At 69.3% G+C, this 23698-nt stretch carries 20 protein-coding genes; 5 read left to right on the top strand and 15 right to left on the bottom strand.

Annotation, left to right across the window (positions count from 1 at the left end):
• Positions 1–66: 66 nt before the first annotated feature.
• The 4 genes from E3O60_RS09495 to glp are packed head-to-tail and all read right to left on the bottom strand — an operon-like array spanning position 67 to position 2959.
• Entirely contained in the window at positions 67–507 is a 441-nt protein-coding gene (locus E3O60_RS09495; protein WP_174776720.1) for a molybdenum cofactor biosynthesis protein MoaE, read from the bottom strand.
• Positions 497–1132 (bottom strand): molybdenum cofactor biosynthesis protein B, encoded by a 636-nt coding sequence (locus E3O60_RS09490; RefSeq protein ID WP_134409074.1) that lies wholly within the window; start codon positions 1130–1132, stop codon positions 497–499. The genes E3O60_RS09495 and E3O60_RS09490 overlap by 11 nt, the downstream gene beginning before the upstream one ends.
• Positions 1129–1635, bottom strand: coding sequence for a cyclic pyranopterin monophosphate synthase MoaC (gene moaC, locus E3O60_RS09485; protein ID WP_134409073.1), 507 nt, complete (start codon positions 1633–1635; stop codon positions 1129–1131). The genes E3O60_RS09490 and moaC overlap by 4 nt, the downstream gene beginning before the upstream one ends.
• Positions 1628–2959 carry a gephyrin-like molybdotransferase Glp gene (glp, locus tag E3O60_RS09480; RefSeq protein ID WP_134497882.1) on the bottom strand — a complete coding sequence of 444 codons (1332 nt, stop codon included), beginning with the start codon at positions 2957–2959 and terminating at the stop codon, positions 1628–1630. Before glp ends, moaC begins: the two co-directional genes overlap by 8 nt.
• 157 nt (positions 2960–3116) lie before the next feature.
• Between glp and E3O60_RS09475 the strand changes: the two genes are divergently transcribed.
• The gene (locus tag E3O60_RS09475) at positions 3117–3701 is read left to right on the top strand and encodes a dihydrofolate reductase family protein (protein WP_134497880.1); all 585 of its coding nucleotides are present in this window, start codon (positions 3117–3119) and stop codon (positions 3699–3701) included.
• Positions 3698–4006, top strand: coding sequence for a MoaD/ThiS family protein (locus tag E3O60_RS09470; RefSeq protein ID WP_241993234.1), 309 nt, complete (start codon positions 3698–3700; stop codon positions 4004–4006). The genes E3O60_RS09475 and E3O60_RS09470 overlap by 4 nt, the downstream gene beginning before the upstream one ends.
• A gap of 21 nt (positions 4007–4027) precedes the next feature.
• Here E3O60_RS09470 and E3O60_RS09465 read toward each other — a convergent pair whose 3' ends face one another.
• Together E3O60_RS09465 and E3O60_RS09460 are read right to left on the bottom strand one after the other, a co-directional pair.
• Positions 4028–5848: an alkyl/aryl-sulfatase gene (locus E3O60_RS09465; protein ID WP_134409071.1), complete on the bottom strand. Its 1821-nt coding sequence runs from the start codon at positions 5846–5848 to the stop codon at positions 4028–4030.
• Between the two features lie 196 nt (positions 5849–6044).
• Positions 6045–7265, bottom strand: a complete 1221-nt coding sequence (locus tag E3O60_RS09460; protein WP_134409070.1) for a ThiF family adenylyltransferase — start codon at positions 7263–7265, stop codon at positions 6045–6047.
• Between the two features lie 120 nt (positions 7266–7385).
• Here E3O60_RS09460 and E3O60_RS09455 point away from each other — a divergent pair, with 120 nt between their 5' ends.
• Together E3O60_RS09455 and sufU are read left to right on the top strand one after the other, a co-directional pair.
• Complete coding sequence (locus tag E3O60_RS09455) at positions 7386–8747, top strand: aminotransferase class V-fold PLP-dependent enzyme (protein WP_134409069.1); 1362 nt, start codon at positions 7386–7388, stop codon at positions 8745–8747.
• The gene (sufU, locus tag E3O60_RS09450) at positions 8744–9241 is read left to right on the top strand and encodes a Fe-S cluster assembly sulfur transfer protein SufU (protein ID WP_134409068.1); all 498 of its coding nucleotides are present in this window, start codon (positions 8744–8746) and stop codon (positions 9239–9241) included. The genes E3O60_RS09455 and sufU overlap by 4 nt, the downstream gene beginning before the upstream one ends.
• Positions 9242–9267: 26 nt before the next feature.
• Here sufU and E3O60_RS09445 read toward each other — a convergent pair whose 3' ends face one another.
• The 6 genes from E3O60_RS09445 to E3O60_RS09420 form a co-directional block, all read right to left on the bottom strand.
• Positions 9268–10197 (bottom strand): BadF/BadG/BcrA/BcrD ATPase family protein, encoded by a 930-nt coding sequence (locus tag E3O60_RS09445; RefSeq protein WP_134409067.1) that lies wholly within the window; start codon positions 10195–10197, stop codon positions 9268–9270.
• Entirely contained in the window at positions 10194–11225 is a 1032-nt protein-coding gene (locus E3O60_RS09440; RefSeq protein ID WP_241993241.1) for a 1,4-beta-xylanase, read from the bottom strand. Before E3O60_RS09440 ends, E3O60_RS09445 begins: the two co-directional genes overlap by 4 nt.
• A gap of 53 nt (positions 11226–11278) precedes the next feature.
• Positions 11279–13789, bottom strand: coding sequence for a glycoside hydrolase family 2 protein (locus E3O60_RS09435; RefSeq protein WP_134497878.1), 2511 nt, complete (start codon positions 13787–13789; stop codon positions 11279–11281).
• A 16-nt stretch (positions 13790–13805) separates the two neighbouring features.
• Positions 13806–14630 carry a carbohydrate ABC transporter permease gene (locus E3O60_RS09430; protein WP_088455979.1) on the bottom strand — a complete coding sequence of 275 codons (825 nt, stop codon included), beginning with the start codon at positions 14628–14630 and terminating at the stop codon, positions 13806–13808.
• The gene (locus E3O60_RS09425) at positions 14627–15526 is read right to left on the bottom strand and encodes a carbohydrate ABC transporter permease (protein WP_240632488.1); all 900 of its coding nucleotides are present in this window, start codon (positions 15524–15526) and stop codon (positions 14627–14629) included. Before E3O60_RS09425 ends, E3O60_RS09430 begins: the two co-directional genes overlap by 4 nt.
• 184 nt (positions 15527–15710) lie before the next feature.
• Positions 15711–17003 carry an ABC transporter substrate-binding protein gene (locus tag E3O60_RS09420; RefSeq protein ID WP_088455980.1) on the bottom strand — a complete coding sequence of 431 codons (1293 nt, stop codon included), beginning with the start codon at positions 17001–17003 and terminating at the stop codon, positions 15711–15713.
• A gap of 303 nt (positions 17004–17306) precedes the next feature.
• Here E3O60_RS09420 and E3O60_RS09415 point away from each other — a divergent pair, with 303 nt between their 5' ends.
• The gene (locus tag E3O60_RS09415; RefSeq protein WP_088455981.1) at positions 17307–18314 is read left to right on the top strand and encodes a LacI family DNA-binding transcriptional regulator; all 1008 of its coding nucleotides are present in this window, start codon (positions 17307–17309) and stop codon (positions 18312–18314) included.
• A gap of 34 nt (positions 18315–18348) precedes the next feature.
• On the opposite strand, the gene E3O60_RS09410 is transcribed toward E3O60_RS09415, so the two are convergent.
• The 3 genes from E3O60_RS09410 to E3O60_RS18980 form a co-directional block, all read right to left on the bottom strand.
• Positions 18349–19332 carry an acetylxylan esterase gene (locus E3O60_RS09410; RefSeq protein WP_088455982.1) on the bottom strand — a complete coding sequence of 328 codons (984 nt, stop codon included), beginning with the start codon at positions 19330–19332 and terminating at the stop codon, positions 18349–18351.
• Positions 19333–19375: 43 nt separating this feature from the next.
• Complete coding sequence (locus E3O60_RS09405) at positions 19376–21145, bottom strand: ABC transporter ATP-binding protein (protein WP_088455983.1); 1770 nt, start codon at positions 21143–21145, stop codon at positions 19376–19378.
• Positions 21146–21352: 207 nt separating this feature from the next.
• Positions 21353–23647 (bottom strand): acyltransferase family protein, encoded by a 2295-nt coding sequence (locus E3O60_RS18980; RefSeq protein ID WP_255455312.1) that lies wholly within the window; start codon positions 23645–23647, stop codon positions 21353–21355.
• Positions 23648–23698: the final 51 nt, after the last annotated feature.

Here is a 23698-nt window from a genome sequence, read left to right as displayed (position 1 = left end):
TCTGCGCCCGTGTACCGGGATTATTTGTCCGTTGGGGGAACCGTTGGCGGGGCGTCGGGGGACGGGTCAGCCGAGCGCGGCGACCCACTCGGTGCTGCCGTCGGTGAAGCCCTGTTCCTTCCAGATGGGCACGCGGGCCTTGATCTCGTCTACCAGGGCGGCGCAGGCCGCGAAGGCCTCGGCCCGGTGCGCGGACGCCACGGCGCAGGCCAGCGCCACGTCGCCGATGCCCAGATCGCCCACCCGGTGCGCGGCGGCGATCCGGCAGCCCGGGTGGGCCAGGGCCACCTCGTGCGCGACCTCCTCGAGCACGGTCTGGGCGCTCGGATGGGCGCTGTAGCGCAGCCAGGTCACGCCGCGGTCCTCGTCGTGGTTGCGCACAACACCCGCGAACGACACGACGGCGCCTGCTGTGGCGTCGGCCACGGCATCCGTACACTCGTCGACGGTGATGGGGGTGTCGTCGACGCGGGCGAACAGCACGTGCGGGGTGGGCTCAGTGGCCATGTCGGGGGTCCTTAGGGGGTGTGCCAGTACGGGGTACGGCCTTGGGCGATGGGGCCTTCGACGATGAGGCCTTGGCTGGAGCGGCCTGGTGGTCGGCGGCGGCCGGCGTGCCGGCATGGTCGACTCCGCGCACCTGGTCGATGAGGTGGTCGAGCAGCTCGGCGAGCACGGCCAGCCCGTCGCGCACGCCCCCGGTGGAACCGGGCAGGTTGATCACGACGGTGCGGCCCCTGGCGATGCCCGCGTAACCGCGAGAGAGCACGGCGAGCGGTGTGGCGGCCGTGCCCCGCCGCCGCAGCTCCTCCATGATTCCGGGCAGCTGGCGATCCAGCAGCGGCAGGGTCTGCTCCGGGGTCTGGTCGGTGGGGCTCACGCCGGTGCCGCCTGTCGTGATGACCAGGTCGAGGCCGGCTTCGATGGCCGCGGCCAGAGCGTCGCCGACGGGTTCGCCGTCGGCGACGACGGCCCGGTCCAAGACCAGCCAGCCGCGCTCGCGCAGCCAGGCATCGATGACGGGTCCGGTGCGGTCGGTGTACACGCCGGCGGCCGCGCGGGTCGACGCCACGATCACCTGCCCGGTGCGCCCGTCGCCGGGCCGTCCGCTCGGCCCGACGGTCGCGCTCACTCGGTGCTCCAGTCGCCGCTCTTGCCGCCGGACTTCGCCAGCACCCTGATGTCGGTGATCACCGCGTGTTTGTCCACGGCCTTGATCATGTCGTACAGGGTGAGCGCCGCCACGGACACCGCGGTCAGCGCCTCCATCTCGACACCGGTCACCCCGGTGGTCTTCACCGTCGCGCTGATGAGCACCCGATCGTCACCGGGAGCGAAGTCGATGGTGGCACCGCTGAGCGGGAGGGGGTGACAGAGCGGGATCAACGCCGAGGTCTGCTTGGCGCCCATGATGCCGGCCACCCTGGCCACGGCGAGGGCCTCGCCCTTGGGTAGTTCGCCGGCGATCAGCAGGGCGATCACGTCGGGCCGGGTGATCAGCGTGGCCGTGGCGGTGGCTCGTCGTTTGGTGACGGGCTTGTCGGTCACGTCCACCATGAGGGCGGCGCCGTCGGCGCGCACGTGGCTGAGCCGGCCGGGCGGGGCCGGGGTGTTGTCGGACGGTGTTTCAGTCATCGATACTCCAATAGTCCACGGGTTCGCCCGCGGCGACACTGCCGACCCCGACGGGCAGGTGCACGAGCACCGTCGCGGTGGCATAGGCGTGCAGGAGGTGCGAACTGGCACCGCCCACCAGTTCGAGGGCGCCGTCTGGGCGCAGGATGCCGCGCCGCAGCTGGTGCTTGCCGGCCGGCGACTCCACCGGCGCGGCGAGGGGGGCGCTCCGCAACTCCCGGTCGGGTCTCGCCAGTCCGGCCAGGCGCCGCAGCACCGGCCGCAGGAACACCTCGAACGAGATGAGGGCGCTCACCGGGTTGCCGGGGAAGGTGATCACGGGCACGGTGGTGATCGGCACGGTGGTGCTCGGCACAGCGTTGATCGGCACAGTGTTGATCGGCACCGCGATCGCGCCGAGCCCCTGCGGGCCGCCGGGCTGCATCGCGACGTGCTGGAAGGTCACACCGAGGGGGCCCAGCGCGTCGCGCACCACCTCCCGGGCCCCGGCGCTGACGCCGCCGACGGTGACCACGAGGTCCACCTCCGGGGCCTCGGCGAGGAGGGCGAGGAGGTCGGCGGCATCGTCGGAACGGCACGGCCGGGCGGTCACCGTGCAGCCGGCATCCCGCAGGGCCTGGCCGAGGATGACGCTGTTGGAGTCGTAGATCTGGCCGGCGGCCAGGTTCTCGCCGGGCTCGCGGATCTCGTGGCCGGTCGCGATGAGCAAGACCCTGACACGCCGCAGCACGGAAACCGAGGTCAGCCCGGTCCCGGCGAGGACCCCGTACTGGGCCGGGCCGAGCCGGGTTCCCGCGTCGAGGAGCTTGTCACCGGGGTGCACGTCGCTGCCGGTCGGGCGCACGAACCCGCCGACCGGAACGGCGGCGCGGAACGAGACGCTCTGAACCTCGGGAGACATGCCGTCGGGGTCCTGCGGCTGGAAGCGGGGCGGATCGGCCTGCTCGATCGGCACCACGGCATCCGCGCCCGCCGGGATCGGCGCGCCCGTCATGATCGGGGCGGCGGTGCCCGGCGCCAGCTGCCCGGCGGGGTCACCCGCGGCGATCCGGTCGGCCACGGTCAGGGTGGTCGGTGTGAGCTCCGAGGCCGCCGCGAGGTCCCCGGCGCGCACGGCATAGCCGTCCATCTGTGAGTTGTCGAAGGGGGGCAGCGCCACGGGGGAGTCGACGGCGATCGCGAGGGACCTGTCCCGGTAGCTGTCGGGGTCACCGGTCAGTCGAGCACTCGAGAGGGGGAGCACCTCAGCGGCGCGGTTGTGGAAGAGCGGTGCGAGAAGCGCCGCCACGGCCTCCCGGTGCTGGTCGATCGTTCGCGCGCTCATGCCACCATCTTGCCGCAGTTCGCCGCCGCGAAGCCGTGTGTGCACCGGCTCCGGCGGCGGCCGGCGCAGCCCGGTTGCTTGAAGGCGGCTCGGCCCGGGCGTATCGTGCCTCGAATACACGGGCCGTAGGACGGGCTCTCATACGGAAGGGCAACTCATGGGACACCTCGTGGTGCAGCAGTTCGTGACCCTCGACGGCTTCGCGGCCAACCTCGACAACGAGTTCACGGCCTACGAACTTCTCGACGGCCGCACCGACGAATTCGACCGGAGCCAGCTGGCGTGGCTCGAGGGCGTCGAGACAATGGTGCTCGGCGCCAACACGTACCGCATGTTCGTGGGCTACTGGCCCACACCGGAAGCGGCGGACGAGGTCCTCACCGGCCCACTCAACGCTTTGCGTCGCCACGTGTTCTCCCGCACGCTCAGCCACGCCCCGTGGGGCGACCTGCCCGCGGCGACCCTGGAGTCCGGCGACGCCGTCGAGGCCATCCGCCGGATCAAGGCCGAGACCAGCGGCATCGTCGTGCTGTGGGGCAGCCTGAGCCTCAGCCGGGCCTTCTTCGCCGCCGGCGAGGTGGATGAGGTGCGCCTCGTGGTGATGCCCGTCGTGATCGGCGCCGGCCGCGGGGTGTTCCCGGCCGACTCCGACCCGGCCGTTCTCGACCTGCGCGGTGCGCAGAGCTTCGATGACGGCCTGGTCGAGCTTCACTACGCCCTGCGCGCCGCTCCGGAGTGGTGACCCGTCGTAGGCTGGACGAACGGGCCGGTAGGTACGGCCCGCCCACCGACGAAGGGTTCATCACCATGCAGGTGCAGGTGCGCTATTACGCCGCGGCCAAGGCGGCGAAGGGGGTAGCTGAGGAAACCCGCGACCTGCCGGCCGGGGCCACCATCGGCGCCTTCCTGACGGATCTCGGCAGTAGCTCGCCCGCCGTCTTCGCCCGCTGCTCCTTCATCGTGAACGGAACGGCCACCACCGACCGCGCCCGCGTGCTGAACGAGGGCGACAGGCTCGACGTCCTGCCGCCGTTCGCCGGCGGCTGACCTGTCCGGAGGGTCAGGGCGCTACGGCGTCACAACGGCGAAGGTCGGATCCGGGCTGTCCAGCAGCGCGAACAACCTCGGCAGCACGCCGGCGTCCCCGGTCATGTCCACCCCGCTGAAGGAGCCGCCGGCCACGGCCTGGGCCAGCCGGGCGTGGGTGATGCGCACGTTGAGGTCCGCCGGGCGGGGTCTGTCGATCGGATAGTGGATCAGCGCTCCGTGGCTGAGCTCCAGCCTGTAGAGCTCCCGCGTGTCCGTGATCACCCAGTTGATGGCGAAGCCCTCGTTCCACGACCGGGGCCCCACCAGCCGGATCGCCAGGGTGTCGAAGAGCTGGGTGACGGTGAGCACGTCGAGCAGACCGCCGGCCTCGAGGTCGTTGCGGCCCACGCCGTACCGCAGCTCGGTCGCCCCGGTGAGGAAGACGTTCCGCCAGGTGGCGTTCTCCGCGCCGAAGCCCAGCCGCTCCAGGCCCGTGGCCAGCAGTTCGCGGGCCGCGCCGTCACCGGGGTCGGCGAAGACGGCGTGACTGGCCAGCTCCACGGCGAACCGCAGATCACCGGCATCCAGGTAGCGCCTGGCGTGCTCGAGGGTGGCTGCGACGCCGCCCATCACATCGACGTACCGGGTGGCCGCGGCCGTCGGCGGATGCTGCCACAGGTGCGCCGGGTTGCCGTCGTACCAGCCGAGGTAGCGCTGGTAGATCGCCTTGACGTTGTGGCTCACCGACCCGTAGTAGCCGTGGGTGTGCCATTTCCCGGCCAGCGACGGCGGCATTTCGAAGTCCTCGGCGATCTCGCTACCGGTCTGGCCCTGGTTCATCAGTCGTACGGTCTGGTCGTGCAGGTAGGCGTAGAGGTCGCGCTGCTCGGTGAGGAAGGCGACGATGGCGTCGGTTCCCCAGGTCGGCCAGTGGTGCGACGCGAATTCCACGTCGGACCGGTGGCCGAACAGTTCGGTGGCCTCACTCAGGTAACGGGACCACATGCGGGGGTCGCGCACCTGCGCCCCGCGCAGGGTGAGCAGGTTGTGCATGGTGTGGGTGGCGTTCTCGGCCATGCACAGGGCGCGCTGCGCCGGGAAGTACAGGTTCATCTCCGACGGGCACTCGGTGCCGGGGGTGAGCTGGAAGACGATCCGCACGCCGTCGAGCTCCTCTTCCTGGCCCGTCGCCGTGATGTCGAGGGTGGGCACGACCAGGCCGATGCTGCCTGTCGACGCGCCGGCGCCAAGGCCGATACCGATTCGGCCGGCGGCGTTCCGGGCCAGTGGGTGCCCGTCGTAGTAGTAGCCGCGGCGGAACATCGCGGTTCCGGCGTAGACGTTCTCGGACACCGCGTTGTCGAGAAAGTGTTCGGGGGCGACGATGGGGATGCCGGTGTCGGGTTCGATCACACCGAGCACGCCGCCGAAGTGGTCGGCGTGAGCGTGGGTGTACACGACCGCCGACACCGGGCGGTCGCCGCGATGGCTGCGGTACAGCGCCAGTGCGGCCGCCGCGGTCTCCGCCGAGATGAGCGGGTCGATCACGATGACCCCATGGTCGCCCTCGACGAGAGTCATGTTGGACAGGTCGAAGCCGCGTACCTGATAGATGCCCTCGGTCACCAGGTAGAGGCCGTGCCTGGCGGTCAGGGCGCTCTGCCGCCAGAGACCGTCGTGCACATTCTCCGACCCCGCACCGGCCAGGAAGGCGAGGGACTCCATCTCCCAGACCACCCGGCCGTCGGCGGCGTGGACGATCAGGGGGTCGAGGGTGCCGAGGAAACCACGGTCGACGCCCTCGTCGCTGCCGCGCGACCCCGTCGCCGTGTTCCCGGTTGGATGTTTGTCATCGCCCATGATGACCACCTCTCTTGCCGTGCTCTCTCGGGACGTTCTACCGTGCCCGTTGCGCACACCATAACCGGGCGCCCACCCGGCAACCACCCCGCGATTTCCACGGGCCAGGCGCCAGTGCGGGCATCACCCTCGGTGCTGCCCACCTCGACCGGGACGCCAGCCGGCTCTCCTACTGCTGTCTCAACGTGCGGCGAGATCAGTACCGCGCTTTGTCCGGTTCGATCTGCCGCACCCAGTCGTCGACGCCGCCCGCGAGGTGGGTGACCGCCGACCAGCCGTTGTCGCGGAGCACCTCTCGGGCGTACTCGGACCGGGCGCCGTGGTGGCAGTAGAGGACGACGCGGTCGTCGGGTTCCATCACCGTGCGGGCCTCGTCGGTGAGCAGCTGCGCCATCGGCACCAGCGCCGATCCGTCGATGGCGACGATGTCGCGCTCCCACGGCTCCCGGATGTCCACGAGCACGAAGTCGGCGAGCCCCGCCTGCCGGTCGGCGAGCAGGCCGGCGAGCTCGGCCGAGGTGACCTCGTCGGGTACCGGTGCGCCGGGGCGCGCCTGCACCGGGATCGGGTGGGTGTGAACCTGGCTGTGGCTGGTGTCGCGGGGCGGGTCGGCGGCCGCGGCCGGCTCGAGGGGGCCGGTCACACCTGTCGCGGCGGCCGCACCGTATGGCACCTCCCGCCAGGAGGCGTCGAGGCCGTCGTGCACGAGCAGCCGGCCGAACAAGGGTTCGCCGAAGCCCACGATGAGTTTGAGCGTTTCGGTGGCCATCATGGCGCCGACGCTGGCGCACACCGAGCCGAGCACTCCGGCCATGGCGCAGGTTTCGGCCTCGTCGGCGCCCGGGGTGCTCGGGAACAGGTCTTCCAGGCGGGTGCCGTCGGCCGGCCCGTCGACCCAGAACGTCGTGACCAGGCCGTCGAAGCGCAGCACGGAGCCCCAGATGTACGGCTTGTGCAGCAGCGCCGCGGCGTCGTGGGCGAGGTGGCGGGTGGCGAAGTTGTCGGTGCCGTCGATGACGATGTCGTAGTCGGCGATCAGGGCGAGCACGTTGGCAGCCGTCAGGCGGGTCTGATGCGCCACGACCTCGATCAGCGGGTTGTGCGCGCGCAGGGCGGCCGCGGCGGCCTCGGCCTTGGGGCGGGCCAGGTCGGCCATCGTGTAGATGGTCTGGCGGTGCAGGTTGGAGACCTCCACGCTGTCGGAATCCACGATGCCGAGAGTGCCGACGCCCGCGGCGGCCAGGGCGGTGAGCACCGGGGAGCCCAGCCCGCCGGCACCGATCATCAGCACCCTGGCGGCCGCGAGGCGGCGCTGACCGAGATCGCCGACCTGCTCGAGCGAGACCTGTCGGGCGTAGCGTTGGCGTTGGGCCGGGGTGAGCGGCGGTCCCGGCGAAACCAGGGGAGCGTGCGGCATGGTGGCCCTTTCTGCTGGCTTCCAGCCTAGGCCTGAACCGCGCCAGGACGGCCGGCGCCGGCGTTTCGTATCCCGCCGTCATCCTCTGCCGGGGCCCGGCCTGTGGCGGTACCCTGAAGTATGACGTTCGTCGCACCACCCTCTGCCCCCGCGCGTGACCAGGCTCCGCATCACGAGAGCCTGCCTGACGGGAGCCTGGCCGACCAGACTCTGAGTTCCGATGAGGTGCTGCGGATTCGCAATGACTTCCCGGTGCTGCACCAGCTCGTCAACGGGCATCCGCTGGCCTACCTCGACTCCGGTGCCACCTCGCAGAACCCGATCAGCGTGATGGAGGCCGAGCAGGAGTACTACGAGCAGCGGAACGCCGCCGTGCACCGCGGCGCGCACACCCTGGCCTTCGCCGCCACCGAGGTGTTCGAGGCCGCCCGCGCCACGGTCGCCGCGTTCGTCGGCGCCCGGGAAGACGAGATCGTCTGGACCTCCAACGCCACCGAGGGTGTGAACCTCGTCTCGTACTCGTTCTCCAACGCGTCCCTCGGCCTCGGCGGCGCCGCCGCCGCCCGCTTCAAGCTGGGGTCCGCCGACGAGATCGTCGTCACCGAGATGGAGCACCACTCCAACCTCATCCCCTGGCAGCAGCTGGCGCTTCGCACCGGAGCCACCCTCCGTTTCATCCCGGTTCTGCCGGACGGCACCCTCGACATGGCCGCCGCCGCCGAGATCCTGAACCCGCGCACCCGGCTGCTGGCCGTCACCCACGCCTCCAACGTGGTGGGCACCATCAACCCCATCGACGAGCTCGTGGCCATGGCCCACGCCGTCGACGCCCTGGTCTTCCTGGACGCCTGCCAGTCGGCGCCGCACCTTGCCCTGGACCTCACCGCGCTCGACGTGGACTTCGCGGTGTTCTCCGGGCACAAGATGCTCGGCCCCACCGGCATCGGCGTGCTCTACGGCAAGGCCGAGCTGCTCGCCGCGATGCCGCCGTTCCTCACCGGTGGGTCCATGATCACCACCGTCGACATGCAGGGCGCCGAGTTCCTCACCCCGCCGCAGCGGTTCGAGGCCGGCACCCAGCGCATCTCCCAGGCCATCGCGCTGGCCTCCGCGGTCGACTACCTCAGCCACACCGGCATGGGCCGCATCCGCACCCGCGAAGCCGAACTCGGCCGCCGGCTCGTCGAGGGCGTCACCGCCATCCCCGGCGTGCGGCTGCTCGGCCCCGGACTCGGGGTCGAACGCATCGGCCTGGCCGCGGTGGATGTCGCCGGCGTGCACGCGCACGACGTCGGCCAGTTCCTCGACGAGGCCGGCATCGCCGTGCGGGTCGGGCACCACTGCGCCCAGCCGCTGCACAAGAAACTCGGCGTCACCGCGTCCACCCGCGCGAGCACCTACCTGTACACGACCGACGACGAGGTCGACCAGTTCCTGGCCGTGCTCGCCGAGGTCGGCCCGTTCTTCGGAGTAGCCCGATGACCTCGTCCGCCATGCAGCAGCTGTACCAGCAGATCATCCTCGACCACGCGAAGTCCGCGCACGGCGCCGTCGCCGAGCTGTCGGAGCTCGACGAGGACGCGGCAGCGGCCGCCGCCGCCGCCGGTCTGCGCCAGGCCCAGTCGCACCAGGTGAACACCACCTGCGGCGATGAGATCACCGTGCGGGTGGCCCTGTCCGGCGCCGGGGCGGATGCCCGGATCGACGGCTTCGCCTGGCGGGGCGTCGGCTGCTCCATCTCGATGGCGTCGGCCTCAGTGCTCAACGACACCGTGCGCGGCGCCAGCGTCGCCGAGTCGCTGGTCATGCTCGATCTGTTCCGGGAGATGCTGCGCTCCCGCGGCACCATCGAACCCGACGAAGAGGTGCTCGGCGACGCCGCGGCGTTCGCCGGCGTCTCCAAGTACCCGGCCAGGGTCAAGTGCGCCATGCTGCCCTGGGTGGCCTTCGAGGCCGCCCTGCTCCAGCTGGGCTAGCCGACTGACAATCCGGCCTGCCGGCGCTAGCCGATCGAGCTGGCGATGCGGTCGCGCAGGGCGCTGGTGGGGGCCAGCCGGGCCAGGTACTCGGCGCCGTCGAGGGCGTTGGCGATGGCGGGGCGGATGTCGACGTCTGGCCACAGCTCGCGCAGACCCCGCTCGAACCGGGTGGCGATCTCGGGGGCGCGCAGCACCCCGCCGATGCCGCAGACCACGGGGGACGGGCCGGTGTCTTCGCCGACCCGGCGGAGCCCTGTGGCGGCCGAGAGCACCAGCTCTGCGGCGGCTCCGGCGCAGATCGCGGCGGCGACGGCATCCGTTGCGGCCAGTTCGGTGACCTGACGGGAGTAGGCGGCGATGCGGCTCACTCGCAGCGGATCGGCCTGCAGCTCGAGGTAGGCCATTTCGATGTGGGGGAACTCCCGGCGCATGACGGCGGACAGCGCCGTTGCGGGGCCGCGGCCGTCGTAGGCGCGCATCACGGCGTCCAGGGCCGCGCGGCCGAGCCAGTAGCCGCTGCCGGCGTCGCCGATCAGGTTGCCCCACCCGTCGATGCGGGCCACATCGTTCGCACCCACCGCGAGGGTGACCACGCCGGTGCCGGCGGCGACGACCACGCCGAGCTCGTCCCCGAGGGCGCCGAGGTAGCTCGTGACGGAGTCGTGGGCGAGGAAGACCTCGCGCACCCCGAGTGCCGCGCCGGCGGCGAGGAGTTCGCGCGGGTCGGTTTCGGCCTTCGAGAAGCCGGAGATGCCGGCGCTGACGGTGACGATCGGCTGCCGGGTCGCTGACGCGACGGAGGCGACGACCTCGCCGAGCTGGGGGATCAGGGCACTGTCGGTGCGGATCCCGCCGAATTCGAACGGAACCCACTCGCCGTTCCCGGTGTGCAGGCGCGCCCGGATCCCGGTTTGGCCGGCGTCGATGGTGAGGGAGCTGGAGTCGACACTCATGGGTGGTCCGTTCTTGCGGGTGGTACGGGTGCGGGTCGTACGGGTGCGGGTCGTACGGGTGCGGGTGGTGTTGAACTGAGCAGTGTGGAACTGGGCGGTGCGGAACTGGGCGGTGCGGCCAGCCAGGCCCGGTACTGGCGGCCCAGGAAGTCTGCGGCGGGTTTGCCGTAGACGCAGTAGTCGTCATTCTGCGCCGCATCGGCCGCCGCGTACAGGGTCGTCGGCCAGTCCCAGAGCATGAAGCCGCGCATCCATTCTCGCCGACCGGTGGCCGCGAACATGTCCTCGTAGTAGCGCAGCTGCTCGGCGCCGGAGGGAACCCCTGGCAGGGCCCAGTCGTTGGGCTTGTCGGGTGACCCGGTGCGGCTCGGGCAGCCGGCCTCCATGAAGAAGAACGGTTTGCCGGTGGCCGTCACGACCTGCTCGATGCGATCCAGCTGCTCGTCCCAGCTATCGATCGGGTAATAGCCGCTGGACGTGATCACGTCGACGGCGTCCCACCAGGAGACGTGGTCCTCCTGGAACTTGTCGCAGTTGTAAGTCACCAGGCCGCTGTATACCTCGCGCACCGCGGTGATCAGGGTGCGCCAGCGCGCATCCTGGCCGTCGGCGCGCACCATCTCGCAGCCTATGCAGAGCATCTCTGCGCCCTCCTCCTCGGCGAGCCGGGCGGCATGCAGGATGAACGCCGTGTACGACCGGAACCAGGCGGTCCAGCCGGGTTCGCCGGGCACCTCCCAGTCGAAGAAGCCGATGTAGGCGCGCCAAGTGCCGTCGGCGCAGTTGACCACGGGCTTGAGGCAGACCTTGAGCCCGTGCGCTTTGGCCTCGCGGATGGCCCAGCGCACCTCGTCGTCGGTTACCGTCGGCGCGTCGCCGAACGGGATCTCCTCCGATTGGGCGGTTTCCTGCAACGCCGCGTAGGCCAGGGCGGTCCAGTTCACGCCGAGGTCGGCCATGAGCCGCATCGAGTCGGCGGCCGCCGGGGTCGCCCAGGTTCCCCGAACGCCCGTCCAGCCCCAGGTCATGCCGCAGACCGGTTCGGTGAGAACGGATGCCGCATCGGGGCCGGTCTTGTTCCTCACCGCCGCACCAGTTGGTTGGTGCTGCGCAGCACACCCGGCGCCGTGAAAGCTGCCGGGTCGACCTCGAGCAGAGAGGTGACCGTGAAGACCACGCTTTCGCCGGGCAGCAGGGTGACCAGCATGTCGTCGACCAGGGCGTCCGGGTCGACCTTGTCGACCAACAAGACCAGGTCGCGGGTCAGCACCGGAACGGTGACCCGCACGCTGTAGCCGTCGGCGGTGCGCACGGCGCTCACCTTGGGGGTGCCCGGTGTCAGGGTGCTGTCTCGGGCTTCGGCGAAGAACCAGTGCCCACGCGCCCCGGTCAGCTCGGCGCGGAGGAGCTCCGCTGCCGCATACGTTGCCGCGGACACGGATGCGGGCAGCGGCACGGTCACGCTCGACCGCGCCGGCAGGGTGACCCGCTCGGCGTGCTCGGCCAGGACGGCTCCCGTGTCTGTGTACCGCCGCACCAGGAGCTCGCCGCTCCAGGTGTCGGCGGAGTCGTTGACCGCGATGACGGCCAGGCCGCTCTCGCGGGGCTGGATGGTGACCAGCCTGTCGGCGTAGGCGTGCTTGATCGCGTACAGCAGGGGCTTCGGCCGGCCGTAGCCGTCCACGGCGGCCCAGGAGGTGACCGGCCAGCAGTCGTTGAGCTGCCAGACGATACTGCCCATGCAGTGCGGGGACAGCGAGCGGAAGTGCTCGATCGCGGTGCTGATGGCGGTGGCCTGGTTCAGGGACATCGCCCAATGCCAGTCGCCGATCTCGTCGGGGAGCGGCAGGTGCGGCAGCAGTCCGTCGGTGAGCTTGACGTTGCCCTCCATGGCCTTCTGGTGCACGAGCATGCCCGGCGATTCCGGGGTCAGCGGCACATCGTGGATCGACTCCGTCAGGGTCGACCAGGTGGGCGGGCCCTGCCAGCCGAACTCGGCCACGAAGCGCGGCTGGTACTCACGGTATGCGGGGTAGTCGCGCTGGTTCCAGAGGTCCCAGATGTGCATGGTGCCGTGCTCGGGGTCGTTGGGGTGCAGGTCATTGGAGGCAGTGCCGGCAACCGGGGAGAACGGGCTGCCGGGCGTGTAGCCGATGTGCGGGGCCAGCTCGGCGACCAGGGCGGGAAACACGTCGTAGTAGAAGCCGCCGCCCCAGGTCTTGCCGTCCAGGCGCAGTTTCCAGTTCCATTCCTCGAAGCCCCAGAGGTTCTCGTTGTTGCCGTTCAGCACCACGAGCGACGGATGCGCGGCGAGCCTGGCGACGTTCTCCCTGGCCTCGGCCTCGATCTCGTGACCGAGCGGGGCCTCTTCGGCGTAGGCGGCGCAGGCGAGCAGGAAGTCCTGCCAGGTGAGGAGGCCGCGCTCGTCGCACAGGTCGTAGAAGTCGTCGCTCTCGAAGATGCCCCCGCCCCACACCCGGATCAGGTTGATGTTGGCGAACTCGGCCTGTGTGAGCCGGTCCAGGTAGCGTGCCTTGGTGACGCGGTGCGGGAAGGCGTCGTCGGGGATCCAGTTGGCGCCGCGCACGAACACCGGCTGGCCGTTGATGACCAGGGTGAACGGGGTGCCGTTCTCGTCGGGGGTGGTGTCGAATTCGACGGTGCGGAAGCCGATCCGGGTGCTCGACCGGTCCAGTTCCACCGCGGTGTCGGCCGCGCGCAGGGTGACCTCGAGCTCGTAGAGCGGGTGCTCACCGTAGCCGAGCGGCCACCACAGGTCCACATCGGGCACGCTCAGGCTCACGGTGGCGCGGGACGCTCCGGCCGGCAGTTCCACGGTGCGGCTGACGCCGGCGACGGATGCCGTGACGCTGACCGGGGTCTCCGTCGCGCGGTCCACCTCCACGTGCACGTCCACCAGCCCGGTGCTGGTCGGCCCTGTCGGGTCAGACACCGTGGCGATCGGGCGCACACTCGCCAGCCGGGCGGTCGACCAGCTGACCAGGGTCACCGGCTTCCACAGCCCGGAGGTGGACGTGTCGATGCCCCAGTCCCAGCCGAAGCTGCAGGCCATCTTGCGGATGGCGTTGTAGGGGTGGTGGTTCACGTGCGGACGGTAGCCGAGGTCCAGGCTCGCGGCATCCGCGGCCTTGATGGGGGAGCGGAACACCACCACGAGCTCGTTGAGGCCGGCTGTGAGGCGGGCGCTCACGTCGAAGCGGTAGCTGCGGTGCATATTGCGGGTAGTGCCCAGCGACACCCCGTTCAGTTCGATCTCGGCGATGGTGTCGAGCCCGGCGAAGACCAGCTCGGTCTTCTCGGCGCCGGCCGGGTTCCAGGCGAAGGTGGTGCTGTAGCGCCAGTCGGTCAGCCCGATCCAGGAGAGCAGCTGCTCGTTGCCGTCGAGGTACGGGTCGGGAATCAGCTCGGCGGCCAGCAGGTCGGTGTGCACGGAGCCGGGCACGGTGGCCGGCACGGTGAGGCGCCGGATGCTCGCCGGCACCGGTCCGTCCAGAGCGGTGACACTCCAGTCGGTGTCGAGCAACCGGGTGACGGGGGCAAGGGAGGACGAGGGGATGGTGTGTGCAGACATTACGGGTTTCCAGACATTACTTGGTGGCTCCGGACGTGACGCCGTTGTAGATGAATCGTTGCAGGAACAGGAAGATGATCAGGGTCGGCACGATGACGATCATGATGCCGGCCGCGATGATCTCCCACTGTGCGCCGTACGGTCCCTGGAACCTGAAGAGCGAGGTGCTGATCACGGCCAGGTCCTGAGCGGGCATATAGAGGTAGGGGATGTAGAACTCGTTGTAGATGGCGATGCCCTTGATGATGACGACCGTGGCGATGGCGGGGCCGAGCAGCGGCAGGATGATGCGCCAGTACACCCCGAACCGGCTCGCGCCGTCGAGCATGGCGGCTTCGTCGAGCGACCGGGGAATCGACTGCATGAACTGGATGAAGATGTAGATCGAGAGGATGTCGGTACCCATGAACAGGATGATCGCCGCCCCGTGGGTGTTCACCAGGTGGAAGAAGTTCACCACCTGATAGGTCGCCACCTGGGTGGTGACGGCCGGCACCAGGGTGGCCACGAGGAAGAGCCCGAAGACCACCTTCTTGAAGCGGAACTCGAACCTGTCGAGCACGTACGCGGCCATGGTGCCGATCAGGATGGTGCCGGTGACCGAGATCACCGCGATGATCGAGGTGTTCAGGAACCCGAGCATCATCCGTCCGTCGACGAAGGCCGTGGCGAAGTTGGCGAAGTTGAACCAGTTCGACGGCGGCACCAGGGGACCGGTGGTGGCGTACTCGGTGTTGCTCTTCAGCGACGCGAACAGGATCACGATGATGGGCACGAGCGCGACGAGCGAACCGAGAACGAGGGACAGGTACTTCCCGGTGGTGCCGAGATGTCTGATCATGAGGCCAACGTCACTTTCTCGTCGGGGACGACCTTGCGCTGCAGCCAGGTGACGAGCAGCACGATGATGAGCAGGATGACCGCCATCGCCGAGGCGAGTCCGACCTTGCGGTACACGAAGGCCGTTTGGATGGTCTGGATGACGAAGGTCATGCTGCCGTTGGTGCCGCCGGTGATGATGTACGGCAGTTCGAACGCGGAGAGGCTGCCGGCGATAGCCAGGATGAAGGACAGGCTGATGATGCGCTGGATGCCCGGGGCGATGATGTAGCGGAACTGCTGCCACTTGTTCGCGCCGTCCAGGTCGGCCGCCTCGTAGAGTTCGCCGGGGATCGACTGGATCGCGCCGAGGAAGAGCACGAAGTTGAGGCCGATGTAGCGCCAGATGGCGACGCCGGCGAGGGAGTAGTTGACCACATCCGGGTTGCCGAGCCACTGGGTGGAGAGCTCGCCGAGGCCGACGAAGCCGAGCACGGCGTCGAGGGTGCCGCCCGGGCGGAAGAAGAACAGGAAGATGAACGCGATGGCGACGGCGTTGATCAGGTAGGGAAAGAACAGGATGCCCTTGAACAGGTTGCGGAACCGGGTCTTGAAGCTGAGGATCGTGGCGAAGTAAAGCGCCAGGGCCATCTGCAGGAACGACGCCCCGAAGTAGTACAGGCTGACCACGAAGACCTGCCAGTACTTGGGATCGGTGAAGATCTTGACGAAGTTGTTCAGCCCGACGACGTCTTTGGTCTTGTCCAGGCCGTCCCAGGAGGTGAAGCTGTACCAGATCATGTTGCCCACCGGGATATAGGTGAACGTGATCAGCAGGGCCAGCGGGATGGCCAGGAACAGCCACGGCATGACGATGGAGTCTTTGCGTTTGCCGGTTGCGCTGATGGTGGTGCGGATGAAGCGGTTCGAGAACCGGCTGAACAGGTCCGGCGCTTTCGCTGGGGCCAGTTGTTGAGACACCGAGCGTCCTTTCTTTTGCCTGGGGCAGTGTCGGTCTGGGCAGAGCGCGGCCGGCCGTTGAATGCCCGGCCGGCCGGCTGTTACTGCGGACTTCCCCTGGTGGTGCGGGTGGGGACGGGGGCTAGCCCTCGACGGATGCCTTGGCCTTGGCCCAGGCAGCGTTCAGGTCGGCGAAGAGCGACGCCTTGTCGCCGTCGGCGGCACCGCGGGCGGTGTCGACGATCCTCTGGCGGTAGAGCGGGCCGGTCAGGTCGATCTCGGACTCGCTGGTGATGTCGTTCTCCAGGGTGGCCTGGTCGGCCGGCACCGGCGTGAGCTCGAGGAATTCGACCCCGCTGGCGGTGAAGTCGGCGAGGGCGTCAGGGGCGGGGCCGTCGACGACGGGGGAGAGCCCGCCCTGGTCTGTGGCGTAGCCGGACTCCTGGGCGAACCAGTCGATCCAGGCGCGGGCCGTGGCCTTGTTCTTCGAGTTGATGCTGATGGCGTTCTGGTAGTCGCCACCGATCGTGGAGTACGACTGTCCGTCGACGGCACTGGGGAAGGCCATGTAGCCGATGTCCTCGGCCGATCCGCCGGCGGTCACCGCGGCATCCTGCATCTGGGTGATGGCCCAGGAGCCCAGGACCATGGAGCCGATCTCGCCGCTGCCGAGCCCGCCCTTGGACGATTCCCAGTCCGTTGTGGTGGGGTCTTCTTCACTCAGGCCCTGCGCGACGATGTCGTAGAGCAGCCCGTCGGCGATCTCGTGGTACTCGCCGGTCGCCCACGGGGCGTCGGACTCGACGAGGGTGATGGACGCGTCTTTGTCGCCGGTCGCGGCCCGGTTGCCGTCCCACTGGCTCAGCGGCCAGCCGTCGCCGTAGTTCGTGTAGTACGGCACCGCGTCGGTGTTGTCCTTGATGAGCTGGAGGTCGGCGAGGAATTCATCGGGGGTGGTCGGCATCTCGGTGACGCCGGCGTCGGCCCAGACATTCTTGTTGTAGACGATGCCCTGAGCATTTCCGGTGATGGCGACGCCGTAGGCGAGGTCGTCGTAGGCCTTCTCGGCGACGAAACGGTAGGTCTCGCTCATCTCCTCCAGGGAACCCAGCGGCTCGAAGAACTGTGCCAGCTGTACCTTGGTGACGGTGCTGGGAATGAGGAGCACGTCACCGTAGCTGCCCGAGGACAACCGCGTGGAGATGTCGGTTTCGTAGTCCTTGATGGCCTCGAACTTGACGGAGGTGCCGGGGTAGGCCTTTTCGAACTGGGCGGCGTAGTCCTTGAACACGGTGTCGACGATGTCGGTGCGCTGGGTGATCACGGTGATCTCCCCGGTGATCTCGCCCTCGTCTGCCGGGGCCGACCCGGAGCATCCTGCTAGTAGTGCGGTGGCCGCCAGAGCGGCTACCCCCATGATGAGCTTCTTTGCCATCGGTTTTCTCCTAATCGGTATCACCATTGACCCGTTGAGACACGACCGCGACTTCCCGCCCGTGGATCTCTGGTGTTGCTGTTGGGCCTCATGCTAGGCCCGGTTTTGGCGGGCCGTCAAACAAAAATGTCAGCGCTGTCCGAAGTTGTCCTATTCGCACTTGGGTGCCGTTGATCGTTGAAATAGCGGGGAACTCACGGGTTCATCGATCAAAAAACTCTTGCCAATGTCTGCAAAATGTCTTACGTTGACATGGCGATGATCTGGCCGGTTTTGGACTGCTCGCGGATCGAAGGGGATCTCATGACAACACAATCGCGCGCGACACTGGCCGACGTGGCGATGCTCGCGGGAGTGAGCTCCAAGACGGTGTCGCGGGTCTTCGCCGGTGCCGGCAACGTCTCGTCGGACACGCGGGAGCGGGTTCTCAAGGCCGCCAAGCGGTTGCGCTTCCGGCCCAACAACCTGGCCCGCAACCTGCGCCGCGGGGGAGTCACCAACACCGTCGCGTTCGTGATCGGCGACCTGAAGAACCCGTTCTACTTCCACGTCGCGGCCGGTATCGAACGCGAACTGGCGCTCCGCGGTCTCACCATGGTGCTCGCCACGACGGATGACTCACCGGACAGCGAGGAACGCGTCGTGGACGCCCTGATCTCGCAACGGGTGCGGGCGCTGCTGCTGATCCCCATCGCCGACGACCAGTCCTACCTCGAGGGCGAACGCCAGCTGGGCACCCCGGTGGTGAGCGTCGACCGACCGGCCCGCAACCTCGTCGCCGACTCCGTGGTGCTGCAGAACCGCCAAGGTATGGCGGACGCGGTGCGCTCACTCACGGCCATCGGCCACCGTAGGATCGGTTTCATCTCCAACCCGTCCGCGATGTACACCCAGCGGGAACGCCTGGCCGGGTACCGCGAGGCGCTGCGCGAGGTGGGCGTCACCGAGACCGCGCAGTGGGAACGCCTCGACGATGACCCCGATATCTCGCCGGAGCTCGCCGTGCAGAGCCTGCTCGACCTGCCGGACCCGCCGACGGCGATCGTGGCCGGCAACAACCGCGGCAGCGCGGGCGCCGTGCGGGTGCTGCGCAATCTCGAGCCGCCGGTGGCGTTCATCGGCTTCGACGATTTCGAGTTGGCGGACGCCCTGGACATCTCCGTCGTGGCCTACGACCCGATGGAACTCGGCCGCACCGCCGCCCGGCTGGCGCTCGAGCACCTGGCGGACCCCGACTCGTTCACCAAGCAGGTCGAGATCCCCACCCGGCTGATCCACCGCGGCTCCGGCGAGATCCCGCCGCCGCGCTGAGCCGGCCGGCGGGCCAGTTGGCACCGGCGGGCGGCTACCCGGCCAGCTGGCGGGCCAGCCAGGCGGCCTGGCGCACGAAGTGGTGGCCCTGGCCGCCCTCGTGCTCGTTGAACGGGTACACCTCGATGTCGGCATCCGCTGCCCAGTGGTTGTGCGCGGCGAAAACCGTGGACGGCGGGCAGACGGGGTCGAGCAACCCCACCGAGAACAGCGCGGGAGCGGTGGCCCGCTTGGCGAAGTTGACCCCGTCGAAGTACGAGAGCGTCGCGAAGGTCTGCTCGACCTCGTCCCGGTGCACCGCGAGGTAGCGCACGACCTCCTGGTACGGGTCGTTGCCGGTCATTCCGACGGCGCGCTCGAAGTGGCAGAGGAAGGGCACCTCCGGCATAGCCGCAACCAGGCCGGTGGAGAGGGCCGCGGCCGCGATGGCGATGCCACCGCCCTGGCTGCCGCCGCACACCGACACCCGGTCCGGGTCGACCCTGTCGAGCGTGCGCACGGCGTCGATCGCGCGCACGGCATCGGTGAACACCCGCCGGTAGTAGTAGTCGTCGGGTGACTGGATGCCGCGGGTCATGAAGCCGGACCCGGCCGGTCCGCTGCCGTGCGGGTCGGCGGTGTCGCCACCGGAGCCCCAGCCGCTGCCCTGCCCGCGGGTGTCCATGAACAGGTAGGCGTAGCCGCTGGCCACCCAGCCGAGGTGCTCGTGCGGGAAGCCCCGGCCGCCGCCGTAACCGTTGTACTCGACCACCGCGGGCAACCGGGCCGGCAGCAACCCGGCCCTGTCGACGGGGAGCATGAACCACGCCTTGACGGGGTCACCGGCGAAGCCGTTGAAGGTGACGTCGTAGACCTCCACTTCGCTCAGCGGCGAGTCGACCCTGGTGAGCCGGGGCTCGGCCGGATGCAGCCGGGACTCGGCCAGGGTGCGCTGCCAGAACGCGTCGAAGTCGGCCGGTTCGGAGACCGCGGGGCGGTACTGCGTGAGCTCGGGCAGGGGCATGTCTAAGCGGGGCACTGGTTGCCTTTCTGGAGGGGCGAATGCGGGTGGCTGGGTTCTGTCAGGAGTTCTGGTGCAGGACGATGGCCGAGTACCGGCCGCCGAGCGCCATCAGTTCGTCGTGGCTGCCGAGTTCGACGATGCGGCCGGCCTCGATGTAGACGATCCGGTCGGCCTCACGGATGGTGGACAGCCGGTGCGCCGCGATGATCGTCGTGCGATCGCGGAAAAGGGTGCTGAGGGCATCCTTGACCTTCTCCTCGGACACGGAGTCGAGGGCGCTGGTGGGTTCGTCGAGCACGAGGATGCGCGGGTCACGTACCAGGGCCCTGGCGATAGCGAGGCGCTGGCGCTGGCCGCCGGAGAGCCGGGCGCCCCGGTCGCCGACCACGGAGTCCAGGCCGGCGCCCTGGCCGGCGAGGATGTCCAGCGCGTTGGCGCCGGCCAGGGCGGCCAGCACGGCTTCGTCGCTGACGCCGGTCAGTCCGTAGGCGACGTTGTCGCGGATGGTGCCCTCGAACAGCACCGATTCCTGCGGCACGACGGAGACGAAGAACCGGGCGCTGCGCAGGTCGAGGGTGGCGGCGTCGACGCCGTCCAGCAGCAGCCGCCCGGTGCTGGGCCGCACGAAGCCGAGGACCAGGTTGAGCAGGGTCGACTTGCCCGACCCGGACGGGCCGACCAGCGCGATGGTCTCGCCGGCCCGGATCGACAGGGAGATGTCCCGCAGGGCGGGCCGGTCATCCTCGTAGCTGAAGCCCACGCCCTCAAGGTCGATCCGGCCGGCAACCGCGGTCACGAGCTGCTTGCCCTCGTTCACCTCCACGTCGGGCTCCTCCATCACCTCGGCGATCGACCGAATGGAGTCGATGCCGCGGGTGAAGATCGGCGTCACATTGAGCAGGGCCACGATGCCGCCGGTGAGCACCGTGAAGTAGGTGCTGAGCAGCACAACCTCGCCCGGGCTGATGGCGATGACCCGGGTGATCGATGCCGCGGATGCGCCGATCAGGCAGATCACGCCGAGCGCCTGGTACGACAACCAGGAGAGCGCCCCGAACCGGCCGTTGAGGGTGTCCAGTGCCTGCCCGGCCGCGCGCACGTTCTCGGCCTGGCCGGCGACACGACGGGTGGCGACGCGTTCGAGGCCGTGCCCGCGGGTGATGGGGATCAGCGCCGCCATCTCGCCCACACCGGCCGAGAATCGTTCCACCTCGTGCCGGAAGTTCTCGTTGCGGTCGGCGGCCCGCGATCGGATGTAGCCGATGAGCAGCACGGCCAGGGGCACGGTGACGGCGAAGACTCCGACGAAGGCGGGCACGGTGAGGGCGGTCAGCACCACCGCGCCGGTAAGGGTGAACAGGGCGGAGAGGAAGGTGGGCAGGGCCTGCTGCATCATCATCTCGATGCTCTCGACATCCCGCACCACCTTGGTGTGCACGATCGAGGCGCTCTGCCGGTTGTGGAAGCCGATCGACAGCCGTTGGAGGCGCTCGGCCAGGGCGTTGCGCACATCCACGGCCATCGACCGGATCGCCCGGCTGGACAGCCGCACGAAGATCATGTGGAACGGGTAATTCAGGCTCAGCAGTGCCAGGGCGCAGGCCGCCCAGAACCACAGCTGCGGCAGGGGACCGCGGTCCACGACGATGTCGATGACCGCCGCGGTGATCGGCGGCAGCAGCCAGGCCGGGCTGTCCTTGATGAGAAATGCCACGGTGGCCAGGGAGAGTCGGCCGCGGTGGGGGATCAACAGGCGCAGCAGCGAGCGGACCGGGGAGGAGGCGACGAAGGACCGTTCGATCGATCGCAGTGCGGAATTGTCACCCATGGAAGACCTTTTGGAGCTCATCCGCGGCGCTTGATGGCGCGGCGGCAACCTCGACACTGGTCGAGGGGCTGGAGGTGCGTCCTCAGCCGGGAGCTGTCGGAGCCCACGGCTGTCGCGGGGTGAGGTCGCCGGCACCAACGCTGGTGCCAGGACCGACTATACCGGCGTTGAGAGCGCGGCCACACGACCGGATTGCGGCACGCCGGGTCAGATGACGCCCAGGGCGGTGAGGGCGTCGCGGATGGACGGGGCCACGTGTACCGCGTACGCGGGGGTCAGGTGCACGGTGTCGTACTTGGTCGGGAGGGTTCCGGCGAAAGCGGGGCAGATGCCCGCCGAGCAGCTGAAAGGCAGCGAACTGACAAAGTGGTCACCGGTCGCAGACGGGGCCGACAGTGCTGCGGCGAACTGCTGCCAGACCGATCCGACCCCGACGTTGCAGTCCTGGGGACTGGATACCGCCGAGTAGCACCGGCCGAGCTCTGCCCCGAGCGGTGGGGGCGCGAGGTGGACGATCTTCCCGGCGGCGTTGTAGCCGGCCGTTTCGGCGAGGGTCGATGCGACCAGGCTCTCGACCGACAGCGGTGACCGGTTGGCGTCTTGCCCCTCGGCGAAGGCGTTGGCCACCACCACCAGCTGCGGGGCGTCCGCGACGATCCGTTCGCTGATGTCGAGTTTGCGTTGCGGGCAGGCGTCCATCACCCCGGCACCCTCGTTGGCGACCAGCACCTCGGTGAACCGGCAGCCGTAGAGCCCGATGGTGGTGATCTTCCACCGTCCGTCGCTGGCTTCGGCGATGGCCTTGAACGCGGGGGCGTAGGAGAGTGCTTCGGAGTCGCCGACGAGGTACATGTGGTTGGGGGCGCTGTCGGCACCCCAGGTGCAGCGGCCGAAGTCGGGGGTGTCGCCGATGTCGAAGCAGTCGCGTGCGGGGTTGTCGTTCGAGGTCCGTGCCATGGCGTCGTCGAGGGAGGGGGACAGGTTGCCCGGCCAGGCGGTCGCGGCCACGGCGGCGGCCAGCTCGGCCTGCAACGCCACGTCGGGGTTCACGGCGGAGTCGGCGCCTGCGACCGAGGGCGCCTCGGTCGTCGCCCGCCCGCCGGCGGGCTGGAATGACACAACGACGACGATCACGATGACGAGGACGCCCATCGACGACAGGATGAACTGGCTGCCGAAGGCCTCTCGCCAGCTGTGCCAGGCGTCGCGGCGCTCACCGGCCGGGCGGCGGCTGCGAAGCCAGGGGGAGTGGTGGAACGGCTGTTCAACAAGGTAGTACGACGTAACCGAGAGGGCGAGGATCGTGCCGAGGATGATCAGGGTCGTCTGCATACTCTGGGCGGGAAGCAGCATGCTGAGAAAGACGAAGATCGGGAAGTGCCAGAGGTACAGCGAGTAGGAGATGTTGCCGAGGTACACGCTGACCGGGTTGGTGAGCGGGAGCAGGGTGCGCTGCGGGCCGCCGATACCGGCTGCGAGCACGAGCGCCGTCGCCAGCACGGGGAGGGCGGCACCCGGGCCGGGGAAGGCGATGTCCCCCGTGACCACGATGAACGATGCGACGATGCCGGCCAGGCCGGCCCAGCCGAGTACGACTCGCCAGGCGACGGGCATCCGTGCGGCGAGCGGTGCGGCGACGGCCAGGATCGCGCCGATGCCGAGCTCCCAAGCCCTGGAGAACGTCGAGAAGTACGCGACTGTCGGATTCGTTGCGCTGTCCCAGACGGCGTAGGCGAAGGATGCCGCGACGACGACGGCCGCGAGGATGCCGACGGCGCGCCGGCCGCGACCTGGCGTGCGGGATCCCCGGGCAAATACGAGCAGCATCAAAACCATCAGCCACGGCCAGACGAGGTAGAACTGTTCCTCCACCGAGAGCGACCAGTAGTGCTGCACCGCCGAGGCCGGTGCGAGGGCACTGAAGTAGTCGGTGCCGAGGGCGGTGAACCGCCAGTTGGCGACGAAGAGGAACGACGCGCCGGCGTCCCACAGGGTGGACATCGCCCGGGTCTGGTTGAACAGGACGGAGCCGATCGCGCCGGTGGCGACGAGCACCACGGCCGCGGACGGGAGGAGGCGGCGGAGCCGACTGCCGTAGAAGGACCGGAGCGAGATACGCCCGGTGCGCTCGTGTTCGCGCAGCAGGATGCCCGTGATGAGAAAACCCGAGATGACGAAGAAGATGTCGACGCCGACAAAACCGCCGGCGGGCCAGTGGAGCACGTGGTCGAAGATGACGGCGATGACCGCGAGGGCGCGGAGCCCCTGGATGTCCCGCCGGCGGGTGGACGGCGGCGCGGCCGGGTGCCTGGCCGGCGGCCGGGCCGGTGGCCTCGGGCGGGGTTGCGGGGCCTCGGCCGGCGCTGTCGTACGGATCGTGACGGTGCGGGTGGCATTGGGGCGGGAGGCGCCCGGGCGGGACGGCGTCTGTCGGGACGGCGTTCGTTGGGACGGCGGGGTCGCTGATGCGTCGGGCGATGTTGCCCCGATCCCAGTGTGCACGCGTCCCCCAGCTATTGAAACGTTGCCGAGCCTATCCCGACGGCGCTCGTT

This window comes from Cryobacterium sp. TMB1-7, assembly GCF_004402435.1.
GTDB lineage: Bacteria > Actinomycetota > Actinomycetes > Actinomycetales > Microbacteriaceae > Cryobacterium > Cryobacterium zongtaii.
This window is presented reverse-complemented; position numbering and strand designations above follow the sequence as displayed.

Bases quoted from the DNA above. Each gene is read 5' to 3' on its own strand.
- E3O60_RS09420 (WP_088455980.1), bottom strand. From the start codon at position 17,003: ATGGCAAAGAAGCTCATCATGGGGGTAGCCGCTCTGGCGGCCACCGCA.
- E3O60_RS09415 (WP_088455981.1), top strand. From the start codon at position 17,307: ATGACAACACAATCGCGCGCGACACTGGCCGACGTGGCGATGCTCGCG.
- E3O60_RS09430 (WP_088455979.1), bottom strand. From the start codon at position 14,630: ATGATCAGACATCTCGGCACCACCGGGAAGTACCTGTCCCTCGTTCTC.
- E3O60_RS09465 (WP_134409071.1), bottom strand. From the start codon at position 5,848: ATGGGCGATGACAAACATCCAACCGGGAACACGGCGACGGGGTCGCGC.
- E3O60_RS09495 (WP_174776720.1), bottom strand. From the start codon at position 507: ATGGCCACTGAGCCCACCCCGCACGTGCTGTTCGCCCGCGTCGACGAC.
- moaC (WP_134409073.1), bottom strand. From the start codon at position 1,635: ATGACTGAAACACCGTCCGACAACACCCCGGCCCCGCCCGGCCGGCTC.
- E3O60_RS09475 (WP_134497880.1), top strand. From the start codon at position 3,117: ATGGGACACCTCGTGGTGCAGCAGTTCGTGACCCTCGACGGCTTCGCG.
- sufU (WP_134409068.1), top strand. From the start codon at position 8,744: ATGACCTCGTCCGCCATGCAGCAGCTGTACCAGCAGATCATCCTCGAC.
- E3O60_RS09440 (WP_241993241.1), bottom strand. From the start codon at position 11,225: ATGACCTGGGGCTGGACGGGCGTTCGGGGAACCTGGGCGACCCCGGCG.
- E3O60_RS09435 (WP_134497878.1), bottom strand. From the start codon at position 13,789: ATGTCTGCACACACCATCCCCTCGTCCTCCCTTGCCCCCGTCACCCGG.
- E3O60_RS09460 (WP_134409070.1), bottom strand. From the start codon at position 7,265: ATGCCGCACGCTCCCCTGGTTTCGCCGGGACCGCCGCTCACCCCGGCC.
- E3O60_RS09405 (WP_088455983.1), bottom strand. From the start codon at position 21,145: ATGGGTGACAATTCCGCACTGCGATCGATCGAACGGTCCTTCGTCGCC.
- E3O60_RS09445 (WP_134409067.1), bottom strand. From the start codon at position 10,197: ATGAGTGTCGACTCCAGCTCCCTCACCATCGACGCCGGCCAAACCGGG.
- E3O60_RS09455 (WP_134409069.1), top strand. From the start codon at position 7,386: ATGACGTTCGTCGCACCACCCTCTGCCCCCGCGCGTGACCAGGCTCCG.
- glp (WP_134497882.1), bottom strand. From the start codon at position 2,959: ATGAGCGCGCGAACGATCGACCAGCACCGGGAGGCCGTGGCGGCGCTT.